This is a genomic window from Marinobacter sp. ELB17 (assembly GCF_000169375.1).
In the GTDB taxonomy this organism is placed as follows: Bacteria; Pseudomonadota; Gammaproteobacteria; order Pseudomonadales; family Oleiphilaceae; genus Marinobacter.
Map to the genome: position 1 here is coordinate 487,859 of NZ_AAXY01000001.1, position 24,585 is coordinate 512,443.

Annotated in this window: 20 protein-coding genes and 2 pseudogenes; 3 read left to right on the plus strand and 19 right to left on the minus strand. The window is 54.5% G+C overall.

What is annotated here, in order from left to right:
- Window positions 1-34: 34 nt before the first annotated feature.
- The 8 genes from MELB17_RS02345 to MELB17_RS24900 form a co-directional block, all read right to left on the minus strand.
- Window positions 35-955 carry a GIY-YIG nuclease family protein gene (locus tag MELB17_RS02345; protein WP_007348524.1) on the minus strand — a complete coding sequence of 307 codons (921 nt, stop codon included), beginning with the start codon at window positions 953-955 and terminating at the stop codon, window positions 35-37.
- The gene (locus MELB17_RS02350) at window positions 952-2,286 is read right to left on the minus strand and encodes a restriction endonuclease subunit S (protein ID WP_007348525.1); all 1,335 of its coding nucleotides are present in this window, start codon (window positions 2,284-2,286) and stop codon (window positions 952-954) included. The genes MELB17_RS02345 and MELB17_RS02350 overlap by 4 nt, the downstream gene beginning before the upstream one ends.
- Entirely contained in the window at window positions 2,283-4,259 is a 1,977-nt protein-coding gene (locus MELB17_RS02355; RefSeq protein WP_007348526.1) for a type I restriction-modification system subunit M, read from the minus strand. Before MELB17_RS02355 ends, MELB17_RS02350 begins: the two co-directional genes overlap by 4 nt.
- Before the next feature lie 681 nt (window positions 4,260-4,940).
- Window positions 4,941-5,618 (minus strand): inovirus Gp2 family protein, encoded by a 678-nt coding sequence (locus MELB17_RS02360; RefSeq protein WP_007348527.1) that lies wholly within the window; start codon window positions 5,616-5,618, stop codon window positions 4,941-4,943.
- Between the two features lie 294 nt (window positions 5,619-5,912).
- A complete protein-coding gene (locus MELB17_RS02365; RefSeq protein WP_007348528.1) occupies window positions 5,913-6,128 on the minus strand; it encodes a helix-turn-helix transcriptional regulator in 216 nt (71 codons plus the stop codon).
- A gap of 377 nt (window positions 6,129-6,505) precedes the next feature.
- The gene (locus tag MELB17_RS02370) at window positions 6,506-8,074 is read right to left on the minus strand and encodes a hypothetical protein (RefSeq protein WP_007348529.1); all 1,569 of its coding nucleotides are present in this window, start codon (window positions 8,072-8,074) and stop codon (window positions 6,506-6,508) included.
- 24 nt (window positions 8,075-8,098) lie between these two features.
- Window positions 8,099-8,911 (minus strand): tyrosine-type recombinase/integrase, encoded by an 813-nt coding sequence (locus tag MELB17_RS24895; RefSeq protein WP_413540274.1) that lies wholly within the window; start codon window positions 8,909-8,911, stop codon window positions 8,099-8,101.
- 12 nt (window positions 8,912-8,923) lie between these two features.
- Window positions 8,924-9,310, minus strand: coding sequence for a DUF4102 domain-containing protein (locus MELB17_RS24900; RefSeq protein ID WP_007348531.1), 387 nt, complete (start codon window positions 9,308-9,310; stop codon window positions 8,924-8,926).
- Between the two features lie 1,058 nt (window positions 9,311-10,368).
- Here MELB17_RS24900 and MELB17_RS02385 point away from each other — a divergent pair.
- A pseudogene (locus MELB17_RS02385) lies at window positions 10,369-11,138 on the plus strand (inositol monophosphatase family protein).
- Window positions 11,139-11,176: 38 nt separating this feature from the next.
- Here MELB17_RS02385 and MELB17_RS02390 read toward each other — a convergent pair.
- Window positions 11,177-12,085, minus strand: coding sequence for an EamA family transporter (locus MELB17_RS02390; RefSeq protein ID WP_007348533.1), 909 nt, complete (start codon window positions 12,083-12,085; stop codon window positions 11,177-11,179).
- 282 nt (window positions 12,086-12,367) lie between these two features.
- On the opposite strand from MELB17_RS02390, the gene MELB17_RS02395 reads away from it, so the two are divergent.
- The gene (locus MELB17_RS02395) at window positions 12,368-13,102 is read left to right on the plus strand and encodes a UTRA domain-containing protein (protein WP_007348534.1); all 735 of its coding nucleotides are present in this window, start codon (window positions 12,368-12,370) and stop codon (window positions 13,100-13,102) included.
- A gap of 146 nt (window positions 13,103-13,248) precedes the next feature.
- On the opposite strand, the gene MELB17_RS02400 is transcribed toward MELB17_RS02395, so the two are convergent.
- From MELB17_RS02400 to speB, 4 genes are read right to left on the minus strand one after another with little or no spacing between them, the layout of a single operon-like run.
- Window positions 13,249-14,292, minus strand: a complete 1,044-nt coding sequence (locus MELB17_RS02400; protein WP_227498763.1) for an aldehyde dehydrogenase family protein — start codon at window positions 14,290-14,292, stop codon at window positions 13,249-13,251.
- Between the two features lie 11 nt (window positions 14,293-14,303).
- The gene (locus tag MELB17_RS02405) at window positions 14,304-15,923 is read right to left on the minus strand and encodes a 5-guanidino-2-oxopentanoate decarboxylase (protein ID WP_007348536.1); all 1,620 of its coding nucleotides are present in this window, start codon (window positions 15,921-15,923) and stop codon (window positions 14,304-14,306) included.
- 11 nt (window positions 15,924-15,934) lie between these two features.
- Window positions 15,935-17,320: a YjiH family protein gene (locus MELB17_RS02410; protein WP_007348537.1), complete on the minus strand. Its 1,386-nt coding sequence runs from the start codon at window positions 17,318-17,320 to the stop codon at window positions 15,935-15,937.
- Window positions 17,321-17,370: 50 nt separating this feature from the next.
- Window positions 17,371-18,321 (minus strand): agmatinase, encoded by a 951-nt coding sequence (speB, locus tag MELB17_RS02415; RefSeq protein WP_007348538.1) that lies wholly within the window; start codon window positions 18,319-18,321, stop codon window positions 17,371-17,373.
- Between the two features lie 255 nt (window positions 18,322-18,576).
- Between speB and MELB17_RS02420 the strand changes: the two genes are divergently transcribed.
- Window positions 18,577-20,007, plus strand: a complete 1,431-nt coding sequence (locus tag MELB17_RS02420) for a sigma-54 interaction domain-containing protein (protein ID WP_007348539.1) — start codon at window positions 18,577-18,579, stop codon at window positions 20,005-20,007.
- A 486-nt stretch (window positions 20,008-20,493) separates the two neighbouring features.
- Here the strand turns inward: MELB17_RS02420 and MELB17_RS02430 are convergent, their stop codons facing one another.
- The 6 genes and pseudogenes from MELB17_RS02430 to MELB17_RS02455 form a co-directional block, all read right to left on the minus strand.
- Window positions 20,494-22,080, minus strand: coding sequence for a multicopper oxidase family protein (locus MELB17_RS02430; RefSeq protein WP_007348541.1), 1,587 nt, complete (start codon window positions 22,078-22,080; stop codon window positions 20,494-20,496).
- A gap of 22 nt (window positions 22,081-22,102) precedes the next feature.
- A complete protein-coding gene (locus MELB17_RS02435) occupies window positions 22,103-22,351 on the minus strand; it encodes a hypothetical protein (RefSeq protein ID WP_007348542.1) in 249 nt (82 codons plus the stop codon).
- A gap of 132 nt (window positions 22,352-22,483) precedes the next feature.
- Window positions 22,484-22,753: pseudogene (locus MELB17_RS02440) on the minus strand (cytochrome c biogenesis CcdA family protein); the annotation flags it as partial.
- 6 nt (window positions 22,754-22,759) lie between these two features.
- Complete coding sequence (locus MELB17_RS02445; RefSeq protein ID WP_007348544.1) at window positions 22,760-23,188, minus strand: c-type cytochrome; 429 nt, start codon at window positions 23,186-23,188, stop codon at window positions 22,760-22,762.
- A complete protein-coding gene (locus MELB17_RS02450) occupies window positions 23,181-24,035 on the minus strand; it encodes a hypothetical protein (RefSeq protein WP_007348545.1) in 855 nt (284 codons plus the stop codon). The genes MELB17_RS02445 and MELB17_RS02450 overlap by 8 nt, the downstream gene beginning before the upstream one ends.
- A gap of 10 nt (window positions 24,036-24,045) precedes the next feature.
- Window positions 24,046-24,558: a DUF411 domain-containing protein gene (locus MELB17_RS02455; RefSeq protein WP_007348546.1), complete on the minus strand. Its 513-nt coding sequence runs from the start codon at window positions 24,556-24,558 to the stop codon at window positions 24,046-24,048.
- Window positions 24,559-24,585 lie beyond the last annotated feature (27 nt).

Below are 24,585 nucleotides of genomic sequence, written 5' to 3' on the forward strand. Positions count from 1 at the left end.
GTGCTACTCCTTGTTCAGTTTCAGGACCTTGTTCTTATTCCGTCTCTGGCGCTTCAGCGCTGACCAGCTCGTTTTGCCAGTCGCCGTAGGTTTGTTTTTTGCCAACCAGTGTCCATTTCGTCCGTCCATTGGCGCTGCGGCCTGAAATAACCGCCGCTGCCGCACTCGGGCTTGAGAAACCGTGATCCCGGCTAAAGACTCGCCCGCCAGTGGGGCCTTCCATCAAAACCCCATCCTGCACCAACTGATCAAATAGATTGGCGTAGCCCTTTTGGGAACCAGCCCATTTAACCCGTGCATGGGAACCTTTTAAAACCACAAAGTCCCCATCCACTTCCTGGGCTTGGGCACGAATTTCATATTTGGGGATTTCCAGCTCGAAGAGCGGAGAGATCGCCGAGGCATCTCCTGACCCCGTCAGTTTAGTGCCGGAGGGGTCGCGGAAGAACTCAAACCCCAGCACCGGCAGGATGGTGCGGATTTGTTCCGTGAAGAACGCCATATCGGCTTGGTCGGATTCCGGCAGCACGCTGTAGTCGTGGGCCGTACCGTTCACCAGCCCGCAGCGGCCTGACTTAATGGCTTGGCCGATCAGCTGACTTTCCAGGTATTTCACATGGGCTTTGGTAAGGTTCTGGTCTTTGCTGGTAATCAGGCAAACTCTTTCCCAGAAATCTTTGCCGCCTTGTGACTCTGGGCGATTGTGTTGCTTGAGGCGTTTGGCTACGTCGTCGGATTCACCGATATAGACCAGCGGGCGCAGTGTGTTCTCGGGATCAGGGCCAACCAGGAAGTAGATCCCGGTGCGGCCGCACTCGGGGCGCTGGACAAGCTCGGTGAGCTTGGTGCGCGGGCCGGTGAGAGCATGGCCGGTCCAGTTCATTATTTCGGCGGTGAGGAGGCCGTTGGGGCTGCCGTCGACCAGGAATAGGCGGATGCTGCGGCCTTGGGTCATGCTGTCACCTTTATTTCTGCCTGGCGCATTTCCTTATCAAAAGTACTTTCATCTGCGGGTGGTTGCCAGTCGCGGACATCGATTTTGCCGGTGACGGCGGCAGAGATTAGGGCCGAGCGTCGTTCTTTAAGTAGAAGAATGCCTGACGCAGCTTTTATTACAAGCTGATCAAGGTTCTGAACCCCACGGTCTAAACTCTCAGTTATCTGCGTTTGTTCTTCAACTGGGGGGAGTACCAAGACAATATCTTTGGTCTTTTCTTGGTTCATTATTCCAATGGTTGAGGCGTTGGAAACAAACCTCATCTGGGATTTCTGGGCTGAGAGGCTATAAACAAGAAAATGCCCATTTATTCGCTTGCCAGGCACTATCACATTGATCTGCTGGTTAGCGGAAAAATCGTCATCGACCTTAGCAACTTTCCCTAATGTTGCGCCGATCCCAACAACAAGAACTGAGCCTCCAGGGAACAACTTCGCATCGCCCGACGAAATTGACGATATACGCAACTGTTTTTCGGACTCATGCAGCATTAAAGAGCCATTGAAATCTCCTGGGGTAAACCAGTTTATTCCATCAGCAATCTCCGAGTTGGGCATTTCCAAGCTAGGTGTGCCTCCTGTCCGAACGGCTTTTGCGAAACGTCTTATGGTTGCGACCCCCCAATGCGCCGGCACATCCCCAAGCCATTCCACCCCGGAATCCTTTATCGGCACATCGGGATCAAGCCCTTTGGTCACCGCATGGGAGATCACCGCCTGGCGCTTTTCCTTGAGTAGTTCGATCAGACGCTTCTGTTCGTGGATCAGGGTGTCGATTTTGGCGGTTTCGTGGTCGAGGAAGTGGGTAATCTTGGATTGCTCTCGGCAATCTGGAAATGCAACTTTATAGGGTGCTATTTGATTTGTAGAAAGTTGTCCAATTGCTGAGCTTTCTTCCCTAAAATCCACAACCTCGTTGATAAAGTACTCGAAAAACTTACAGTTCAAATCTTTTTTAGGAGTGAGAACAAGAAGTCTGATAATCGCATCAAAAATATGATCACGAAAAGCCGCAAATCCTACATAGCCTCTCCCGCTAACCGTTATACAGTTAGGCCCGTACTTAGCTTTACTTGTATAGCCGTAAACAATATTAGGGTTATTTGCGTTAGTGTAAATGGGAAACGGACGATCATGAGTTCGAGTTTCTGAAAATACGTCTGTGTTAACGTCACCTCCTGCCTTTATCGAAAAAAGTTTTGATAGTGATGCTATTTGCCAACCAGTCGGTATCTGGGCAATCCAGTTTATTTCAGTATCTTTATACTCGGAATACCTCGGAAAACTCATGCCGACAATCCCTCAATCATCTGCTTGATTCGGTCGGTGCACTGCTTGAGGTCTGCATCAATCTCGTCCAGTGGTCGCGGCGGCGTGAACACATAAAAGTGGCGGTTAAACGGAATCTCAAAACCGACAATACCCACTTCACCATCCTGCTCATCCGTCTTGGACTCGTCGATCCAGGCATCCGGCACGTGGGGTATCACCTCCCGCTTGAAGTAGTCGTACACTGATTCACCCAGGGGCACGTTCTCGTTGTCCCGTAGGCCGCCGTCAGGCTCTGGATTACCTTTGCTTTCGCAGATATCCGCTTCCGGGTCCCGTTCGCTCAGCGCATTCATTAAGGCCTTGAGTTGCGGTGTGCCGGGGTAGACTTGGTGATTAGTCAGCGCAGCTTTCAGCAGCTTCTGGAACCTTGGGCGATTCTGGTAGAGGGTGTTGCTGTCGATGGCGCGACAGGCGGCGAGGATTTTCTCCTGCTCCTCTTCTTCCAGTTTCTGGATCGCTTTTTCTTCCGTGATGCGCGCAATGCGCTCATCAGATGTCTGGAAGTTCAGGCGTAAGGGGCGCTCCACCGTAATGCGACGGTAGCCAAACGCGTCGTTGGGGAAGATCTTGCTCTTCTCGGTTTCCTGGAATTCCCCATAAAGCCGAACAATCTCATCCTGGTCGGTCTCACTGACAAGCTGGCGCTTGCTGCCCAGGGATTTGCGCATCTTGGAGGCCCGGTCTGAAGCGTCAATCAGCTGAACCTTGCCTTTCCGTTCTGTAGGCTTGTTGTTAGACAGAATCCAGATATAGGTGGAGATGCCAGTGTTGTAGAACATGTCCGTGGGCAAAGCGACTATGGCTTCCACCATATCGCTTTGCAGCAGGTAACGGCGGATTTCGGATTCGCCACTGCCAGCACCCCCGGTAAACAGCGGTGAGCCATTCAGAATGATGCCAATGCGCGAGCCGCCATCCCGGGGATCGCGCATCTTGCTGACTAGGTGCAGTAGAAACAGCAGGGAGCCGTCAGAGACCCGGGGCAGGCCCGGGCCGAAGCGGCCATCAAAGCCTTTGAACTTGTGTTCATCAGTAACCTGCTTTTGGACCTTTTTCCATTCCACCCCAAACGGTGGGTTGCTGAGCATAATGTCGGCTTTTAGATCGTAAAGCTGGTCGTCGGAGAGGGTGTTGCCCAGTTTGATCTGCTCGACTTTCTGGCCCTTGATCAGCATGTCGGCCTTGCAGATGGCGTAAGACTCCGGGTTCAGCTCCTGGCCGTGCAGGGAGACGGTCACCTTATCGCTGACCTGCTGAATGTACTCGTCGCCTTCTGAGAGAAAGCCGCCTGTGCCAGCGGTGGGGTCATAAATGGTGACGATGCTGTTGGGCTGCAGCTTATGTTCCTGGCCTGTCAACACCAATGAGGTGGTCAGATGCACAATGTCACGGGGGGTGAAGTGTTCCCCGGCGGTTTCGTTGGAGCTTTCAGCAAACTTGCGAATCAGCTCTTCAAAGATTAACCCCATACCGAAGTTGGAGATGCGCTTGGGGTTCAGGTCGATGCTGGCGAAGCGTTGCACCACCTGGTAGAGCAGGTTGTTAGCACTGAGCTGCTGAACAAAATCCTCAAAATGGAAATGCTCGAAGATTTCCCTGGCATCCTGGCTGAAGGACTGCACATAGCTCATCAGATCGTCAGCGGTTTGAGTGTCAGACAGCGAACCCAATGACAGCGGTGAGGCATTGAAAAAAGTCTGCTCTGCTTCGCGCAGCAGCAATTTCTCGCGAACGGCGTCTGGCTTATCAACATGCGCGCGGGCGCCGACCAGTACCTGGTCCTTTGTGGGCTCCAGTACGCACTCCAGGCGCCGTAATAGAGTGAAGGGGAGAATAACTCGGCCATACTGGGACTGCTTGAAATCGCCTCGCAGAAGGTCTGCTACGGACCAGATAAAGGCGGCGATCTGACTATTGTTCTCGGCGTTCACTCGGGGACTACTCCATGCGGTTGATATGCTTGACTGGTGACTGCCCAAGGGTAGCCCAGAGAAGGTTGTTTTGTGAGGCGTGAGCTGGGGCTAGGGCAACAAGTCCCAGACTCTTCCTGAGGCAATACCATACCAGAATTCAGCAGCTTGGATGAGTGCCAGGCCTGTTATACCCGATGTCGGTGTTGATGGTGTTTTAGTGTGGGCCTAACCCCTTGTTGGCTACAATGTTTCCGGTCGGAACTGTTACAGGGGGCTTGCTTGACCCCGTGTTTGCCGTCTACCGGTGCCCATGAACGACCACTGCATTCACGGCGCCGGCTCTCTGTTTTAATCTATACGATAGGCTCCGCTTGATGCATCTAAAAGGTGAATGGCGAGTAATTGATCGATGGTATACCCACCGGAATTCTAATTGACGGGCAGACTGTGCAATATCGATGATGGCAGGGAAACAACTCGAGGAGCGTGGCCACTCGATCATTGGGGTAGCTCTCGTGCGGCACCCACACTCACTAGTTATACCTGCTTGGTATTCTGTGGCGATATCACCCTTAAAACACTTGGCGAATTCCGCACCCGTTGGCGGTGGTTTGGTTTCTTTTTTATAGGGGCTATTCTTTTAGGCAAAGCGGGGAGGCAAAGCGGGGAGGCGAGAAGGGGCTGGGAGTATACAACTACTCAGTTGCTAGAAGTCCTGCTCGAGCCGAAGTTGTGGTTGCCTGATCCAAATAGCTTGCTTGCGAGCTTTGCGAAGTAGCTTAGGCGGCGAAAAAGGTCGTCGTATCTTTCTCCTCTCCTGATTCTATAGATGGGGTTTTTGGGGATGCTCACGAGCCCGTCTACCTCATGTTGGTCCATTCCGAGTGCGCCGGCCCAGGCGCTGCTGATCATGTCGTAGAGGCTTCCTGAGTAGGGTTTGAACTCACCCAGTCCGCGAAAGGTTTGCTTATTGAAAAACAAAGCGCAGTGATAGTGCGGTTTGCCGCTTTGTCCAAACACTCGGGTCCAAACGAAATGGAGTTTAGTCGAATGGAATCTTTTTCCATCTCGTATGGTCTTCGACTGTCTCGCTTCTATTTTGGCTTTCAGTGAAGCTATGAACCTGCTGAATACAGGGCGCCAGTCTGGTTGACGCGTCCAGTCAAACCGCAGAGGAAGTCTGAGGTCTACTCTAACGGCCATTATACTGGCATGCTCCCGTACTGCTCCCTGAATCGTTTCATCAATACGCTGAAGGTAATTGTGAATGAACGGGCCCTGCTGCCAAATAAGCGGCATTCCACTGTAGTAGTAGCCATTATAAATCCAGAGGTTTGGATCATTAGGGCATCTGTAGAGAAAAGGTGTCTCAGTCATGATTGTTTCCTTGTTATCCAATTGCCAGACACAACAACATCTAGTTCACCTGTTTGATGGATAGGCTTCCTAAAGTTGTCTGATCTAGTTCTTTAATTGGTTTTTATATAACGATGATATAGATAGATAGGAGCCAGTAAGTAAATACTATTTAAAACCTACACCTGTTTTTCTGATGTGCCGTTACTGTTGATTTAAAGTTGCTCGAGCGAGCACAAGTATTTCAGAACGACGTTACTCTGCATCAATATCAAGGTTGTTTGGGCAGGCACCGGTTATTTTCGGGAGATTCGGTTAAGCAACCGAGTTGCAGTTCATTGGGTGGTCTTGGGTGTCACGTTTTTCAATTCGTCCTGTGATCCAGTCATGGATCTCGGAATCGAGCCAGCCAACGCTCCGGCCGCCAAGAGGGATGGGTTTGGGGAAAGTGCCCGCGTCAACGTACTTGTAAATAGTCGAACGCGCTAGACCGGTCTTTTCAATGACGTCTTTAAGTCTCAGTACTCTCATGTATGTCCTCCAAAGCGTATGGGTTCAGAGGATCTGGCAAGCGTGTAAACAATAATAGATGCCAATGAATCGATGGAGACAGGCCCCAGTTTAGGTATCGCTAGAAAGTGAGGTGTTGGGCGGGAATTGGGCTTTTTGATGATCATAAGCTGAAGCGCTAATCGATGCTCAACTCGGAAGTCGTGTGTTCGGCTCAAGCAGAAATAATCACAAACTTAGTGGAGCGTCGGTGGGACGGTGCAGGCAAAAGCACAGTGAATTCGTGAGAAAATCCGCACGGATTAGGCCAATGCCAGGTCTGTTCTTGGCCTTTATAAAAAAATATTGTTCCAAACTACGTTTTAATGTCTTATATGTCTTAAATGTCTTTAGCGGATTCAAGTGATCTCACTGACTCGAATCTCCCAAAAAACGTTCGATCCTTGCTTTCCTAATGATTGGCAAAAGACTCCTTTTTTCTTAAGCCGAGGGGCAATTTTCTTTAATTCAGCACCAAATTTCCGCGTGCTTTTTGGCCAGTCATTACGGTCTTCTTCTGGAAGGTTTTTAAAGAGGTATTTTTGCCAATCATTTAACGGCTTTGGTTCTTTATATTTAGGGTTCTCAGCTGCCCATAAGAGAAGAGATCTGGCGACAACAGATTCATCTATGATATTTTCGTTGCTTTCGCTTCTTAACTCACTAAGTGTTTTTGTGAATGAGTTAATATTGGCATGAAAATATTTGCAGACCATTGCCCCCGTTAGTGCAAAGTTGTCAAAATATATTACGTCATTAATTTTAAGTGATGGTGATCTTGGCTTATTAAGTGTGCCGGCTGCAATATTTACCAATTCAAGTAAGGCCTGATATCTGGTTTCTTGAAATAGCTGATCTAAATTTTCATTTAAGGTTTCTGCATCTAGTGTTGGAAGATCAATAGATATTCCTTTTTTGATAAGAAGTGGATTTGAAAGCATTGAGGATGTACTCACACCAATAACCGGATTCCTTAGATTGATGGTCCAGTTACTTCCCGAGTTTCCGTGGTTGATCTGGTTATTTATTCCATTGTTTAATAGCTCATAAATCTGCTTTTGCATAGGCTCTGGAATGTCGTCTGCATTATCTATTGCAATTATGTAATTATTTTGAGCGAGGGAAAGTAATTCTTTTGACGAGTTTGGTGCTTCATTTAATGTTTTATCAGTCGGATCTATCAAGCTTTTAATAATCCAGGCTGCGGTACTTTTTCCAGAGTTTTCTGCACCGGTTATTTCCAGAATTGTTTGGTCTCTCTCCGGAAAAAGTGTGCAAACCATCCAAGTTATCACAGTGCTGTAGTATGTTTCTGGAATGTTGGTCAGGCCTAGTATATAAGTCAGATAAGGCGATTTTTGTGATAGCAGATAAGGAAATTCTTTTTCATCAGGGTTCGACAGCAAGGCCCCAGGTAAACCTGAATTATGGCGAACTCTAGCGTCGATGCGGGAAAGGTTGGGCGGTCGTAAAAAATCAACATCTAGGAGGTGCTTAGACTGGGGGTTAAGGAGGAATTGTTCAGCGCCATCTGATGAATATTGAATAAAATTCGTTCCGTCAGCTAGATCCAAAAAATAAGAGTGCTGCCCTATACCAACTCTAATACTTATCTTGCTCGGATTAGCGTCAGTTTCAGCTTTGAGAATACGTTTCGCTGTTTCTATTGCTGAATTGCTAATAACGATACCGTACCTGGAGAATGCTAAGCATGTAATCTTGTTAAAAATTGTCTCCTCGTCAATGAAGAAGACCTTTCTGGTTTCAGTATCTACGAGGTAAACATTTCCGTTTTTATGCAAGCGTTTCTGCATGACGGACAATGTGAGGTCGACAATTGCCCTTACCTGATCGCTCTTCGTCGGGGGTATTGGCTTAGGAATTTTAACTCGTGGCGGGTATTTGTATGGGTTCGCTGGGTTGCTCATCTTGTTTCGGGCTCACGATGTCAATTAATGGGTGGAGTCAGGCGGGTGCCTGAGATTGTCTAGGTAATCTGCCCAAGCTTGCATCATCTCTTTGCGATCATCGATGAACTCTGTCCTGTTATAGGCGCGGCCGTGCATGTCCGCAACACGATGGGCTAATTGCATTTCGATCAGGTGGACGGGGTACTTGAGTTCTTCCTGCAGTAGAGTCCGGGCCATCGCCCGAAATCCATGGGCGGTCATCTTTCCCCCGTATCCCATTCGATCAAGTGCAGCTTTGATAGCAACATTGCTCATAGGCCGTTTTGCATCCCTGGCGTTGGGAAATACATAACGACTGCGGTGCGCCGTGACTGGCTCTAATTCCTTGAGTATGGCTAATGCCTGATGCGACAGGGGGACAATCAAGGGTGCGCCGTTTTTTGTCGATGGTAGCTCCCATTGCGCCTTGTCGAAAACTACTTGCTCCCAGAGCATCTGTCTGGTGTCTCCGGGACGCGTAAACACTAGCGGGGAAATCCTCAAGGCGGCTGAGGTTGCAAAGTGGCCCTGATAAGCATGGATATCTTTTAATAGCTGTGAGACTTCTTCGGGGCGAACCAACGCGTGCTGGTGTTTCACTTGCGTGTTGGGTAAGTAACCGGTCAGATCGCGGGTAACGTCGGAGTCGACCCTCGATGTTGCAACTGCATACCGGAATACCAGGCTAATGAGGGTTTTGACCCTGTGAGCGGTCTCTGTGTTGCCTTTTTTGACAATGGCATCCAGGGCTTGCAGGACATCTGCGGGCAGAATGGAACGGATAGGGCGCCTGGCCAGTAGAGGAAAGGTGTAGATCTCTAGTCTTCTCTAGTTCCGGACTGCATGCGCCTCCGTCACTTCAACAGAGTGTTTCTGCTTATACCAGTCCTCACAGAGCGTGCGAAAAGTATTCTCGCTGTCTGATATCCTCCGTGTGGATTCCCGCTGTCGGTGAGAGTTCGGGTCGGTGTTCTGCTGGAGTAATGCTTTGGCTTCATCGCGAGCCCGGCGCGCAGCTGCGAGAGTCACTTGTGGGTAACTGCCCAGCGATAGTGTCTTCTCGTTACCCGCAAAACGATACCTTAGCCACCAATATTTGGACTCGCCCTTGAGGATCAGTGTCAGGCCGCCACCGTCTGCCAGCTTCCGTATCTTACCGGAGCCCTTGGCATTTTTGACTTCGTTGGCAGAGAGTTTGTTGAGCTGGTGGGCCATGATTGTCCAATTTGTGGGTAACGACTTCTGAAAAAGTGCTGTTACCCACAATGTTACCCACAAGTGAGCGTGGATGCCAGTGGATCAATATGGATAAGGCAGGCATAAAAAAAGCCCCGAAATCGGGGCTTTAGGGCGTTTCAGTAGATCTCGCTGGACCCCTTGAAACTCTTGGTTGGTGGAGGCGGCGGGAATTGAACCCGCGTCCGGCAGCACTGTGCTTTAGGATCTACATGCTTGTGTCCTTCTATTGATTTAACTTCAGGCTACCCGAAGGCCAGGGCGCAAGAAGCGAGTTCTTACGCGCAGCTTTCCAGACAGCGCCGGCCAACTACTGGGCAGACATTCTGCAGGAAGCGGGCATTGCAGCAGCCCAACCGAATGCCATTGGAGATTTGCGCGAACAGTACAACCGCGAAGCTGATGGCACACCGGGAACGGCTTTGGGGAGTTTCTCGTTCTCAACCTACGTGAACCACCCCAGTGGCCACAGCATTACGCAGATTGATCACTGCTCAGTTCGCCCGACAGAAGCATCTACCCGGGCCTTTGTGCCAGCCTCGTTACGAGGTTGGTTTTTTTATGCGTTACCGAACCTGCAAAAATCGCTAGTCCGCCGGATTTTTCCTCTAGGGCGACGACCCGAGTCAATCCCCTGAATAATGTCGCTAAGCAGGCTTTTACGACGCAACCGTCGTTGTGATTTCGAAAACATCATCAAGGCTAAAGTATAGCGTTGCACCGCGAGGTAGAACACCAACGCTGCCCTGCCTTGCTAGCGTGTAGCCGCGCTCAGTTCTTGAGACTGGCGAATAGAAAACGGCACACTTGGTCCGTTCTGAATATGGAAGGGGCCGGCGATATTGCGCCGGCTGCTGCCATGGCCATGATGATTGTGATTACGTCTGCCAGCGTAAGGATAATACACTGGTTGTTGACTATGAAGTTACGTTCGCGGCTGCTCGCTCTGGCGAACACCAGCGCTTTAAGACGCCACAAATTCCTTAAACTCACGGGCGGTCTTAGACGGCCTCTCGACTTGGGAAATTGCCATGAATATGAAGGACTCCCTTTTGAAGGTTGTGCACGAGACTCTTGCCGAATCGGGCACCATAGCACGGCATTATTTTCGTCAGTCGCTTGCAGTAACTGCCAAAAGAGATTTAAGCCCGGTAACTCTGGCCGATCAGGAAATTGAGGCAGCCATGCGCAAGGTGATACACCAGCATTTCCCTGAGTACAGCATTGTAGGGGAGGAAGGGGAGGATCAGTTAGGAGCGGGCTCTTATACCTGGACGCTGGACCCCATTGATGGCACCAAAAGTTTTATCAGCGGCCTGCCACTTTTCGGGACTTTGATCTGTGTGTCGCGAGAAGAGCAGTTTCTGATAGGCGCCATTGATATCCCGATCTTAAACGAACGTTGGATTGGTGTTTTGGGGCAAGGCTCCACCTTTAACGGCGCCCCCTGTAACGTATCCGATGTTACTGACATCGGTTCAGCCACACTTTTCAGCACTGAACCAAATATGTTTAATACTGGTCAGGCTGCACGCCTCAAAAAATTGGAATCTGCGGTGAGGCTGCGCAGGTATGGCGGCGATTGCTACAGCTACGGGCTTCTGGCCATATTGATCTGGTAGTCGAGGCGAGTCTTCATCCTTATGATTGGATGCCGGCTGTGCCAATTATTCAAGAAGCAGGAGGCGTCATAACGGATTGGCAGGGAAACGCGCTGCATCGAAATAGTGAGGGTTCCGTGATAGCGGCAGGGACCCCAGAATTGCATTCTGCAGCCTTGGCGTTGCTCGCCGGCGCGAACCAGTAAACGGGAGGTTTAAAACCTGGAAACGGGTTTCATTCATATTAGGCAAGGCTGATTAAAACGATCCCTGTAAAGAGGGTCAGAGTGCCGATCAATTTCGACGGTGTGCCTGGCTCTTTAAGCAGATAGATGGCAAAAATGACGGCAATGGGAATGCTGAGCTGGCGAAAAGCGACTACGTAACTGACGTTATCTACGTAGGCCATGCTAATCAGCACCAGCGCATAGGTGAGTGTCATGGCGAAGCCGGTTAATGCGGTTTTTGAAAGATGTTTGTGAACAATCTCGCGCACATGCTCGCGGCTAGTCCTATTAGGTAACACTATGCAACATAACCATACCGAAGCACTCATATTTACAAAAAATAGGTAGATCAGGCTTATTTCATTGACAGACAATTGCAAGGCTTCGTTGTTTCTGAGTAGGGTCAGTGCTTTGTCATCGACAAGTGTATATCCGACAGTGCCAAGAGCACTTACTAATGCAAAGCAACACGACATATTTATAAACGTACGGAAGCTGATCCCTCGCAGAGATGGGATGGGTATTATCAGGCAGCCGATCGAGACTAGTATGATGCCGCTCATGGCAAGCAGCCCAAGACTTTCTCCCTGAGCCAGAAGAACTGTCATGATTGCGATAAGTAATACCGGTAACGCACGTAATAGGGGATAGGCAATGGAAATCGCACCGTGTTTGTAAGCGCCTGCCAACGCCCACATGTAGATAGCCTGAAAAAAACCGGTTAGCAAAATAAGCTGCCATATCAGAGGCGGCAGCGACAACAAGTCTTCGCCGTTGATCAGAATAGCGGGAGTCAATAATAGGCAGGAAAACAAAGTGGCAATTAGGAAAAAGGCTGGAGACGGATGAACGGTTTTTCCGAGTAGGTTCCAGCCTGCGTGTAAAAATGCCGAAGTAACCAGCAGAAACCCTGCAAAAACGCTCATACCACGATTCCATTCTACTGATTTGTTTAGAGCTGCGGGTTTGAAGATATTTTACCTTAAAGCGGTACCGTAATTATGGTGTAGACCAGTATCCCTTGCAAGCTGAAAATCTGCGCTAATGGAGTCTTCTATTCGAATTTTTACGTAGCCAATAGGGCTGCTTTTAATGCCCCCGGACTTAGCGGAATATCATGGCAAACTCATGGGTTAGTGCGTTGCTTAAGTACGAATCGCTACGTATAATTCCGCCGATTACTGATTATAATCACAGGTATACACCGCATGAAAGATCTCCATATACCGTTTTATCTGAGGCTCAGGGATAAGCTGGCAGGCGATATTGAGAGATCTGTGCTGCAACACCATGCGAAGTTGCCGTCAGAGCGAGAACTTAGTAAAACTTATGATCTTAACCGAGTAACCGTGCGCCAGGCTTTAATGCAGCTGGAGTCAGAGGGCCTGATCTATCGCTTAATTCGTCGCGGTTGGTATGTTTCACCGCCAAGACTTTTTTATGATCCGTCCAAGAATATCAGTTTCATGGATAACGTTCGTGCTCAGGGCCACGTGCCGGAGACGATAATTCTTTCAAAGAGTGAATTGGCAGCGTCTGTTTGGACAAATCGCACTATGGGCATTGAGCTCGGAGCCCCAGTACACTTGCTTCGTCGATGTAGGACGATTGATGGGCGTGCAGTCTTGGTCGAACACATTCATGTTAATGCAACATTATGTCCGGGTTTGCTGGATTTGCCTCTGGATTGCTCATTGACTGCACTTCTTCGCGAACATTATGGCATTCGTATCAGCAGAACACGGGTGAATATGTACCCAGCACCATTGAATGGTGATCAGGCTGCAGAACTTAATGTGGTTGCGGGTGCGCCAGGGCTATTTCTTACCCGAACCAGTTATGATCAGAATGATCAGGTCGTTGAGTTCGATCAGGAGTTCTGGCGCCATGATATAATTGAAATTGCGTTGGACGTATTAAACAACGCTGCCGACTCAGAATAGAGCTGTCCGGGTTCTCGCCGTACAAGGCTTCGAGCTTTTTTGACAGCACCAGCAATGAGGTCGTTTCTGCCAGAGCCTGATCTTCACGGCGAACTTCAGCTTTTAGATGGTTTTACGGGCATCGCGCTGCTGTTTGCTCCATTAAATTAGGAAGCAGGGCCGATGATGTGCTTGACCTCCAGGTAGGCTGCGAGCCCCCAGGGCCCGAGCTCTCGGCCGATACTGCTGCGCTTGAAGCCGCCCCAGCCGGTCTCTGACAGCACCAGTTGTTCGCTGTTGAACCAGATGCTGCCGGCTTGCATTTCACGGCCGATTCGTTGGGCGCGTTCGCTGTCGCCGCTGATCACGGTGGCGACCAGGCCGAAGTCGCTGTCATTGGCCAGCTCGATGGCCTCTTCTTCCATAACCAGAATCGGCGACTTGCCGCCCAGCTCTAGCGAGATGCCCTTGGTCGTGTCGCTTGCCGCCCGCATGACGGCTTCGCCGACCCGGTTGCTGCCGGTGAACGAGACCTTGTCGATGCCGGGATGGCGGCTGATGCCCTGTCCATCGCCATGCAGGAGGTTCAGAACACCGGCGGGCAAACCGATGTCCAGGGCAATATCGGCCAGCACCTGCTCGGGCAGCGGCGTTACCTCGGAGGGCTTGAGTATCACCGTGCAGCCGGCCGCGAGCGCCGGCGCAAGCTTCCAGGCGCTGGTCACCAGCGGAAAGTTCCAGGGGGTAATCAGTCCCACGACACCGACCGGGTCGTGATAGCAGCGCGCCACGACACATTTCATCTCCAGTGCGACGGATTCTCCCTGACGGGCATCCAGCGCCCGCGCCTGTCCCGCATAGTAGCGATAGCAGGCGATGGCATCGTCCAGATCGATCGCCGCTTCCGCTATTGCCTTGCCGTTATTGGTCGAGGAGAGACGGATCAGCGCCTCGCGGCGTTTCGTCAGCGCGTCGGCGAAGCCGTCAAGATAGTCGGCCCGGCGGGTACCGCTCAGGCGCCGCCAGGCGGGGAGGGCGAGCCGGGCGGCTGCCACCGCAACATCCACGTCTGCCGGGTCGCCTGCGGTGACCTCGGCAATCACGCTCTCGCGGAACGGGTCGGTGACTGTCAGGCGGCGCTGCCCGTGGCTGGCCACCCATTGGTTGTTGATGAACTGCTTGTCGAGACAGGGCATGTCGAGTCCTGTCATGGGGGTATCCGTCATTGAGGGGTCGCCAGCGAGCGCTGCCAACCGGTCGCGTCCACTTCGATCAGCATCGGGCCGTCCAGAGGCCGGCTGGCTAGGGCAGCACTGAGGCTGGTGGGGCTGTCGACGCGAGTCGCCCGACATCCGAACCCGCGGGCGAGCGTCAGAAAGTCGGGGGCCTTGAGGTCGACGCCGAGGTGTTCGACACCGTGGGCATCCATGAAGCGGCGTATCTCTTCGTACCCGGCGTTGTGCCACAGCAGAACGACCACCGGCAGGCGCTCTTCCACGGCGGTGGCGAGTTCCGACAGGGTGAACATCACGCCGCCGTCGCCGACCAGTGCGATCACCGGCAGTGCCGGCTGGCCGAGCTGGGCGCCTATTGCGGCAGGCAGGCCGTAGCCAAGGGTGCCGTAGCCGGTGGAGGCGTTGAAGTAGCGCCGTGGCGCCGGCTGCGAGACCAGGTGATTGCCGGCATACACCGGGGCCGTCGAGTCGCCGACCAGAATGGCCTCCGGTAGTGCTATCGCGAGGGCTGCATAGAGTGGCACGAAGGGCGCGAAGGCCGGATCGTTGGCTAGGTCCAGTTTGGCAAGGGCCAGCGCCGTGCGTTCCCGACCTCCCTTCTGCATGGGGTGCGGCAGACGCTCGACCAGCAGCTCGAGACTGCGGCCGGCATCGCCCACCAAGCCTAGCGCCAGCGCTTGGTTGCGCACCAGTTGCTGGGCATCCAGGTCGATACGGATCAGCCGACCGGTCAAGGCGAAGCCCTCGTCGAACACCACGTCGTAATCGGTCTCGCCGAGTTCGGTGCCCACCGCCAGGATCACGTCGGCATTCGCCGCCAGCTCGCGCAGCGCCGGCAGGGCGGCGTTGGCGCCCAGGTCGAGCGGATGGTGTCGGCCCAGCAGCCCCTTGGCATTGATCGTGGTTACGGTCGGCGCGTCGAGACGTTCGACCAGATGGCGCGCCGCGTCGGGGGCATCCACGCAGCCGCCACCGAGGAGCACCAGGGGGCGCTCGGCGGCCGTGAGCCAGTCTACTGCCTGGGCGAGACCCTGGGGGTCCGGCGCCGGCCTATACAGAATCGGCGGTAGCCACTGGCTCGGTGCCGCGACCGGTGCATCGAACAGGTCGATGGGAATCTCGATATGGACGGGTCCGGGTCGCTCGCTGCGAAACACCACGAAGGCCCGGGCCAGCACCTCGGGTAGCTGGCCGGGATCGAGCAGGGTGTGGCTGAAGCGCGAGACCCCGGCGATCAGTTGTTGCTGGCTGGGTAGCTCATGCAGGCGTCCCTGACCCATTCCTAGGGTGGCGCGACGATTGACGCTGGAGATCACCAGCATGGGAATGGAGTCGGCAAGCGCCTGACCCATCGCCGTGGCAATATTGGTCATTCCGGGCCCGGTTATGATGAAGCACACCCCGGGGCGTCCGGTGGCGCGTGCGTAACCGTCAGCCATGAAGCCTGCGCCCTGTTCGTGGCGCGGCGATACGTGGCGGATGCCCGCGGCTTCGCCTCCCTCCAGGCCGCGGTAGAGCTCAATGGTGTGCACGCCTGGGATACCGAAGACGGTGTCGAGGCCATAGGTATCACGTAGCAATCGAATCAGCAGTTCAGCACAAGTCATGTCAGAGTTCCTCATCCTACCAGCCAGTGGGCCATGACGACGATGATCGGCAGGGTAATGGCCGTGCGCAGCAGGAAGATGGCTAACAGTTCCCAAAGTTTCATCGGGATCTTCGACTTCAGCAGCAGGGCGCCGATTTCTGACATGTAGACCAGCTGGGTCAACGACAGGCAGGCGATCACAAAGCGCGTCAGCTCGCTCTCGATGTTGCTACCCAGAACCGCCGGCAGGAACATGTCGGCAAAGCCTACCAGGATAGCGGGAGCCGCGGCCTCTGCCTCTGGCAGGCCCATCCACTGCAGTACCGGCACGATAGGCATCGACAGCCAAGTGAACAGCGGCGTGAATTCCGCCAGGATCAGCGCTACGGTACCAATGGCGATGACCAGCGGCAGCAGGCCGAAGAAGATATCAGCGACGTTGAATAGGGCGATGCGCACCAGCTGCTGCGGACTCGGGGCTTTCTCCGCGCGGGCCACGGCCATGCCCAGGCTGAAGCGCAGCAGGCCTTGGTCGCCGGTAGGCTCCTCCTGCAAGCGGCAGCCTACCGGCTCATAGTAGGTATTGGGCTTGAGCGACAGCGGTGGCAACCGTGGCACAATCACCGCAGCTACCAGACCGGCGACCACCACCGTCAGGTAGAAAGGTACGAAGAGGTGGTTGATGCCGATGAAGCTGGCCACCAGAATCGCGAAGGCAATGGAGACGATGGAGAAGTTGGTGGCGATGGCCGACGCCTCGCGACAGTTGTAGAAGCCTTTCTCGTACTGCTGAGTGGTGATCAGCACGCCGACGGTGCCCGAGCCCATCCACGAGGCGGTGGCATCGATGGCACTGCGCCCCGGCAAGTTGAAGATCAGGCGAAACGGCTTTCTTGCCATGCTGCCGATGAACTCCATGAAGCCGAAGTCGACTAGAAATGGCAGCAGGATGGCGGCAAAGAAAAAGAAGGTCAGCAGCACCGGTGCAAGGTCGTTAAGCATCACCCCGCCGGTGAAAGAGGCGGTGATGAATTCCGGTCCGACCTGGAAGTAGGTCATCAGCGCGAAGACGGCACCCAACGCCCGCATGACAACCCACAGCGGCGCCACGTCGAACAGTTCCTCGACCTTGCCCTCACGCGCCCAGCCTGGATGGGTAAACTTGACCACCAGGGTCAGTGCCACGGACAGGCATAGTACTACCGTAGCGATGGCCGGCAGGGCATTCCCCAGCAGGGCCTTGAGGCCATCGGCGGCGAACCCCATGCCGATGTTGATGGTACCGCCCACGGAGAAGGGCACCAAGAAAAGCAGCACGCCGAGCAGCGAAGGCACGAGGAACTTAATCAGTCCATGCCGAGATAGAGGGGCGCCCTCAAGCGCTATGTTGTCGGATATATCGAGGGAAGATGACATACAGTACCTCAGCTTGAATTATCGTTGTTGTATCGGCGTGGCCGGGAATCTCAATCGCGGCGCATGACGCCGGGCAGCACGCAAAGCATCTCGTAGAGCAGGGTGGCGCCCATGAGGGCGGTATTTCCGCTGGTGTCATAGGGTGGCGAGACCTCGACCAAGTCGCCGCCCACGATGTTCAGACCGGCCGCACCGCGCACGATCTCGAGCCCTTGGGAGGCGGTCAGGCCACCCATCTCCACCGTGCCGGTGCCGGGGGCGACCGAGGGGTCGAGCCCATCGATGTCGAAGGTGATATAGACTGGGCCATCGCCCATCTGCTCACGCACCTCGGCCATCAGTGGCGCGAGAGAGCGATACCAGCAAGCCTCGGCGGTGACCACACGGAAGCCCTGCTCCCGACACCAATCGAAGTCATCGGCGGAGTAGCCGGTGCCACGAAGGCCGATCTGGACGACCCGTTGCGCATCAAGCAGCCCCTCTTCTTGCGCACGACGGAAGGGAGTGCCATGGGCGATCGGCTCGCCGAACATGTGATCGTTGACGTCGGCATGGGCATCGATGTGAATCAGTCCCACCGGGCCGTGACGCTTGGCGATGGCGCGCAGGATGGGCAGCGTGATGGTGTGCTCGCCACCCAGGGTCAAGGGTATGCAGTTGTGTTCCAGCAGCCGGTCGTAAAACGCAGTGATGATCTCTACGCTCTTAAGCAGGTTAAAGGTATTGATCGGCACGTCGCCGATATCGGCGACCTGCAAGCTGTCGAAGGGGGCGGCTCGGGTCGCCATGTTGTAAGGGCGCAGCATGCGCGACTCATCGCGAATTTGCCGCGGCCCCAGGCGCGTTCCTGGGCGGTTGGAGGTGCCGATATCCATGGGAATGCCGACGAAGGCAACATCCAGATCCTCGGCGGTGTCCTGCGCGGGCAATCGCATCATGGTGGCGGGGCCACCGAAGCGGGGCATCTCGTTGCCACCCATGGGTTGGTTGAAATCGCTCATGTTCTCTCCTTGTTGAAGCCCTTTCGAGGCATTGTTATCGAGTCGGCTGAATATCCGGCCTGATATCGTGACTTTGTTCTTATAGATCGTTAAGTACTCCATAACTCAGCAGTTCTCGTGCCAAGTACGGAAGCCCGCCGTGAGGCACATGGTCACCGCGATTGATGCATAAACGAATCAATAGCACGGAGTTTTGATTCGCAAATGAATCATCGATACCATAATGAATCAACGGTATTGGAAAGGGAGCTCCAGGTGAGCGACATCGACAAGCATGTGCTGGAGACCATCGTCGAGACGGCCAGCGATCACTTCTTTATCGTCGCCGGCGACGGCCGGGTGCTGGACGTAAGCCCGGGCGCCGCCGCGGTCTACGGTCTTTCACGTCGAGAACTGATGGGCACAACGGTGCAGGCGTTGGAGGCGCGTGGCGTATTAAAGCCCTCCATCACCCTGGAAGTCATGCGAACCGGTAAGATGGCGCAGCTGATGCAGGTGACCGGTACCGGGCGGAATGTAATTGCCGAAGCGTATCCGGTGTTCGTTGCTGGCCGCCTCGAACGAATAGTCAGCCGTTCGCGGGACCTCACGGATCTCCAGTTGCTTCAAGACGAATATGCGCTGCTGCAGAAGCGCTTCAGCGAGCATCTCAAGCGTCACCGTTTGCCGCACAGTGCCGATGACCAGGCGCTGGACGATGCCTTGGGCGAGCTGCGCGTGCGCAGCGGCGTCATGCGGGAAATCGCTCTGCTGCTCAAGCGGGTGGCGCCCTCTGATGCCACCGTGCTGATGCTGGGGGAGTCCGGCGTTGGCAAAACGGCGTTCGCCCGGCAGCTCCATCGCTGGAGCCGACGTGGCGATGGCCCTTTCATCGAGGTCAACTGCGGGGCGATTCCCGACAACCTGTTCGAATCGGAAATGTTCGGTTATCAGGCTGGTGCATTCAGTGGTGCGGCGCGCCAGGGCAAGGCGGGGCTGCTTGAGCAGGCCGAAGGTGGCACCGTCTTTCTCGACGAAATCGGTGAGCTGCCGCTGTTGATGCAGACCAAGCTGCTCAGGGCCATCCAGGACGGAATTCTGACCCGTTTGGGTGACACGCGACCTCGCCGGGTCGACTTCCGGCTGGTGGTGGCCAGTAATCAGGATCTGGCGCGCAGGGTTGAGGAGGGCGGTTTCAGGCTTGATCTGTATTATCGTTTGAATGTGATTCCGATCACTCTGCCGCCACTGCGCGAACGCCGTGAGGACATTCCGGCGTTGGTCGAGGTGTGCTTGGCGCAGCTTAACCAACGCTATGGGCGTCAGAAGCTGTTGCATGCCAGTGTCTGGCCCGAGCTGATGGGCGGTGAATGGCCGGGCAACGTGCGCGAGCTGGAAAACTGGCTGGAGCGGGCCTGGTTGTCAACGCCCGGGGATCAGATCGACGCATCGGCGGTAAGGGTGCGTGGGATCACTGACGAGCCTGCGCCTGCGGGCGTGGCGAGTGAGGAAACGATGCTGACCGGCATGGCGGACGGCGAGACCTTGAAAGGCTATCTGGCACGCGCCGAGCGACAGGTACTGGCCGACCTGTGCGACACCTTGCCGACGACCTACGCCATTGCCGAGCGCCTGGGCATCAGCCAGCCCAGCGTGGTGCGCAAGCTTAAACGTCACGGACTCAAGGCCACCAAGCAGCGCGATTGAGGGGCTGTGGAGAGGCCCAGTCAAGGATTGGACGACGCGACACTCGATGAGGTGTATTTCCTAAACCACTGACCCAGGCGGCCACGCCTTAACATCCCAACAAGACCACACCCTGGCAGCGCTCTATACGAGTAAGAAAATAGTGACTGTCCATTCCAAGACGACCTGCCACGCCAGCGAATTTCACCCTACAGTAACCTCACATTTCTCAACACGAGGTTACCTCCGTGAGAAAGCGCCGCACCCCAGAACAAGGGCGCGATAGCCCCGATCTTCGGCCTCGATCCATAACAGGCGGCCAATAGGCATGAGCCGGCGTCGCTGATTAAGCCGACCGAACCATTTCCAAGCCACTTGTCTTGCTTGATGTCGCCGCCGACATCGGCGCGGCAACGCGTTTGGCGTTCGACTTGCGCCAACTCAAGCTGACCGGCGTGTGCGATGCCCTTGAACAACAGCGGGCTCAGTCGGACTCTCACGTTCTTATCATTTTCGTACCTCATAGTAGCGCATCATTCCGTTATCCTCATGTTCCATGTTGTGGCAGTGGTAAAGATAGAGTCCTTTGAAATCCTTGAAGGTCAGAGCAATCTGGACCCGCTCACCAGGCAATACCAACACGGTATCGTGCAATCCCGAGTCTACGATCCCTGCTTTGAGTTGCCGAGCGGAGCGAGCGTTGGCGTTTCGGCGGCTAACCACCATAAATTGCAGCCCATGTACATGTATCGGATGGGGCATCATGGTGTCGTTAAAGAATTCCCATATTTCGGTCGTACCCAGTGAAACCACTTCATCATCGGCGACGGTCGCACCCTCAAACTGACGGTCATTGATAGCGAAGCCCCGCATCATTTTCATGCTGAGCCTGAAAGGCCGGATTTTCGTGGTGTCATCTGGCCGGGGCAAGCTATCCAGATCACTGCTCAGTCGCCCCGGTAGTGGGCGCACGGCCTTTTGGGCTGCGCCATTAACAGCCAGTGTCAACAATGGCGTGGGTTTGTCCGACGTGTTGTCGGAGCCTCCCATCATACCGCCCATCATCATGCCGCCGTCCATCATGTCACTCGCGCGATGCGGTTCAGTGATCAACTGAATCTCGGCGCCTTTGGGGTCATCCTGGAAACTGACCCACAGGTCAATGCGCTGGGCGGGTGCCAACGTGACGTAGGGGCGTTCTTCGGGCGTTTCCAACAGCCCACCGCCAGTGCCAATAACGGTTACCGGACGACCGTCGCTCCAGGCCAGTTTGTAGATACGCGCGTTGGCACCGTTAAGTATGCGCAAGCGATAAGCCGTTGCTGAAACCTCTTTCACTGCAGCCGGTTTGCCATTGACTAACAGGTGATCGCCCTTGAATCCCTGCATCCGGGTCATCATCGACCCCATGCCGTCACTGAGGTATGTCAATTCATTCTCGCCGGCAAAGTTGCGGTCCTGCAGCACCATGACCAGTTCCTGGTTGCCGTTTGGAAAATTACGTTCGCGTTCATGGTCATCTTCAATAATAAGAGGGCCTGCAAGCCCAGCGTAGGATTGAAAACCAACGCGTCCACCGTCCTCCCCGTGCGGGTGAGGGTGGTACCAGTAGAGCCCCGCACGGTCATCCACCAAAAAGCCGACCGTTCTGGTAGCGCCCGGCTGTATTGGAAAGCGCGGTTGGCCATCGACCTCCGGTGGCACGTGCAGCCCATGCCAGTGCACGGTTGTGGCTTCAGGAAGGTGGTTTTCAATATGGACTCTGACGTGCTGGCCGCGGCGCAACCGTATCAATGGACCGACATAGCTGTCGTCTGAGTGAGTGAGCGTATCGTCCGGTCCCTTGATCAGCCTGGCCGTGTAACGCCAGACTTCACTGGCGGCGCCGGGGAGAATGGGCGTGACGTCGGGGCGAGCAAACAATGTCAATTCTACGTCGAAAGGCCCCTCATCCAGGCCTGAGTCTTTCGCATCGGTTTCGGCGGCGCCTTGCTGACAGCCACTGAGCAACAGCGGCGCTGGCAGCAGCGCAAAAGTCGCCGCTCCGCCCACCGATTTTAAAAAGGTTCGCCGAGCCGGAATAAAGTCCCGCATCGTGACGGATCCCCGCTGTGGTTTACGATTTTCTGCGCCGCAAGAATTTGGCAAGCGCCAGAATCCCGAGCACCAGCAACGCTAAAACCAATAGACCGACAAGCACACAGACCATCACCATACCACTGCCCATCATGCCGCTATCCATCATTCCACTGTTCATCATTCCGGATTCGCCCATACGTCCAGGGCCGGACGATGTGTCGGCAAACGCCAAAACAGAGTAAAAAGCAAACAGTATGAGTGCGGTGTATCGGGTGAGCTTTTTCATGGTTGAGACCTCGATAGAGGGTATGTAATTCTGCTAGCCTAAACCTATGACTAGCTCAATGGTCAATAGGCAGCAGTTGTTAAGGCAGCGAATCGCTAAACTAGATCAAACCTGTGGTAATTTCCCAGACCATGACCACCGGCCCAGCATGAACAGGCCCATCAGCACAATCAGTACGCCAGCCACCAGATTGGCTTCCTGCCGGTAGGCCATTCGCCACTGCCCGAAGAGACTGGCGTTCGCGCCCCGCGCGACGAAAACCATGCTGAACCCGAGTGCAAAACAGACGCCCAGCCACAAACCTTTCAGGCGATTCGAAGCCTCACTCACCGCTCCGACGGTACCGACGGACAAATAGCCGGGTACGAGCGGCAGAGTGCAAGGTGAAAAGAAAGGCGCCAGACATGGCTACTGGCTTTCCGTCGCTTGGTACTCCAGTTGTTCATCCGTCCAGAGGGTCTTGAGATACTCTATTACCGCGCCTATTTCCTGGTCAGACAGACTTTCACCGAAAGCAGGCATGGTAAGCCTGTCGGATTTATTGAAGGGGTGCCGCCACCCCTCGGCAATCATCTTGAACAGCATGCCATCGTTGTGGCGCCATGTGTGGCCGGTTTCATCGTGAGGTGGCGGGGGAATTTCTCCCTTCTCATCCGGCTTTTTCCAGGCGGTGGCACCTTCACCCTGCCCTCCGTGGCAGGCTGCGCAGTATTGCTCATAAATCTGGCGCCCCTGGGCGACTTCCGGGGGCGCACTGAACGCACTCACAGACCCGCCTGAGGCACCCGCAAGGGCGGGTACAACGAGCAAGACCAGCAAACCAATCAACTTAGTCATGGACAGGCGACCATTTGCCATCTGCACTAGGGGCAAGCAGGTCTCCGCTGGCGGTGCCTACTACAAGTCCCTGAACTGGGGAGAAGGCAAGAGCAGTCACGTCTTGGGGTACTGTGAGGCTTATCCAGGTTTCACCGCCATCAGCACTATGATGGAGCTGCCCTTCGACCACGGCGTAGATGTTTTCCGGAGCTGCAGGATCATAGCTGATGGCGGACACAGTGCCTCGCAGATCACCCGCATCGCCCCAGAAGCAGAAACAGTCCATGGAACGTGCGACACCGCGGGTTGTGCCTGCGAAAAGCCAGCCACTTTCCATGCTGCCAGGCATATCCGAGTGCAGGAATGCCTGCACCGGCTCCTCGGGACCGTTATCCACTTTCACCCACTTGGCGCCACCGTCCCTGGACCGAAACATTCCGCCCTCCTCAAGGTATGCGTAGAGGGTTTCGGGCTGGGTGGCGTGGGCCGCCATGGCAGTGACACCGAGATTGGGCAGGGTGTTGTTGAGCGACTGCCAGCGCTCACCGGCACCGTCGTACCGCCAGACGCCCAGGCCCGGGCCGGCCAGATAGATGCTTCCATCCGCACCCTTGGCCAGTGAAGCGGGCTTAGCGTCCGAATCTGACGGCGGTAATGACATCCCGGTAGCTATTCCGTTTTCAATGACAGTCAAGCCACTTTCCCGCAACACCAGAAGGTTACCTGACGAGTTGGTCGTAAGTGCCTTCATTGGAAGGGTATCGACCGCGGGCTGGGCCTGAACCAGAACGGGCATGAGCACAGCAAGTATGACTGGGAAAACGCGCGAGAGCGCGGATTTCAGGTGATAAACTATCGCACTCATGGCGCCGACCTCAGTAATCGTTATGTTCGCGGAATACAGTTTGCTGGCCGTTGGCACTGAAGGCGATGACCTGGTAATTATCCTTCTTGCCGGTTTCCATACCGGGGCTGCCCTGGACCATGCCGGGCACTGAAAGCCCTACTGTATTGAACTGGGGATTTTCTAGGTAAGCGACAATGTCATCTGCCGGCACATGCCCCTCAATCACCAGGTCACCAATCAACGCGGTGTGGCAGGAGGCCATTTCACGGGGTATGCCGTGTTCCTGTTTGATTTCATTGAGGTTGTCGGTTTCCACGATTTTGGTTTCAAAACCGTTGGCGGCGAGGTATTCCGCCCACGACTGGCAGCAGCCGCAATTGGGGCTCTTGTAGATAGTTATAGCTGGGCCAGAAGTGCCGGTGGAGGCCATGGAGGCCAATGATTCGGCCGGCGCGCTGGCCTGGATCGTCAGCGTGGCGGCGCCAGCGGTGAGAATGATGGCTGCCGCACCCGTAAACAGGGCAAGTTTTTTTGTCTTCATGGTAATCCTCGATTGGAATTGGTAATG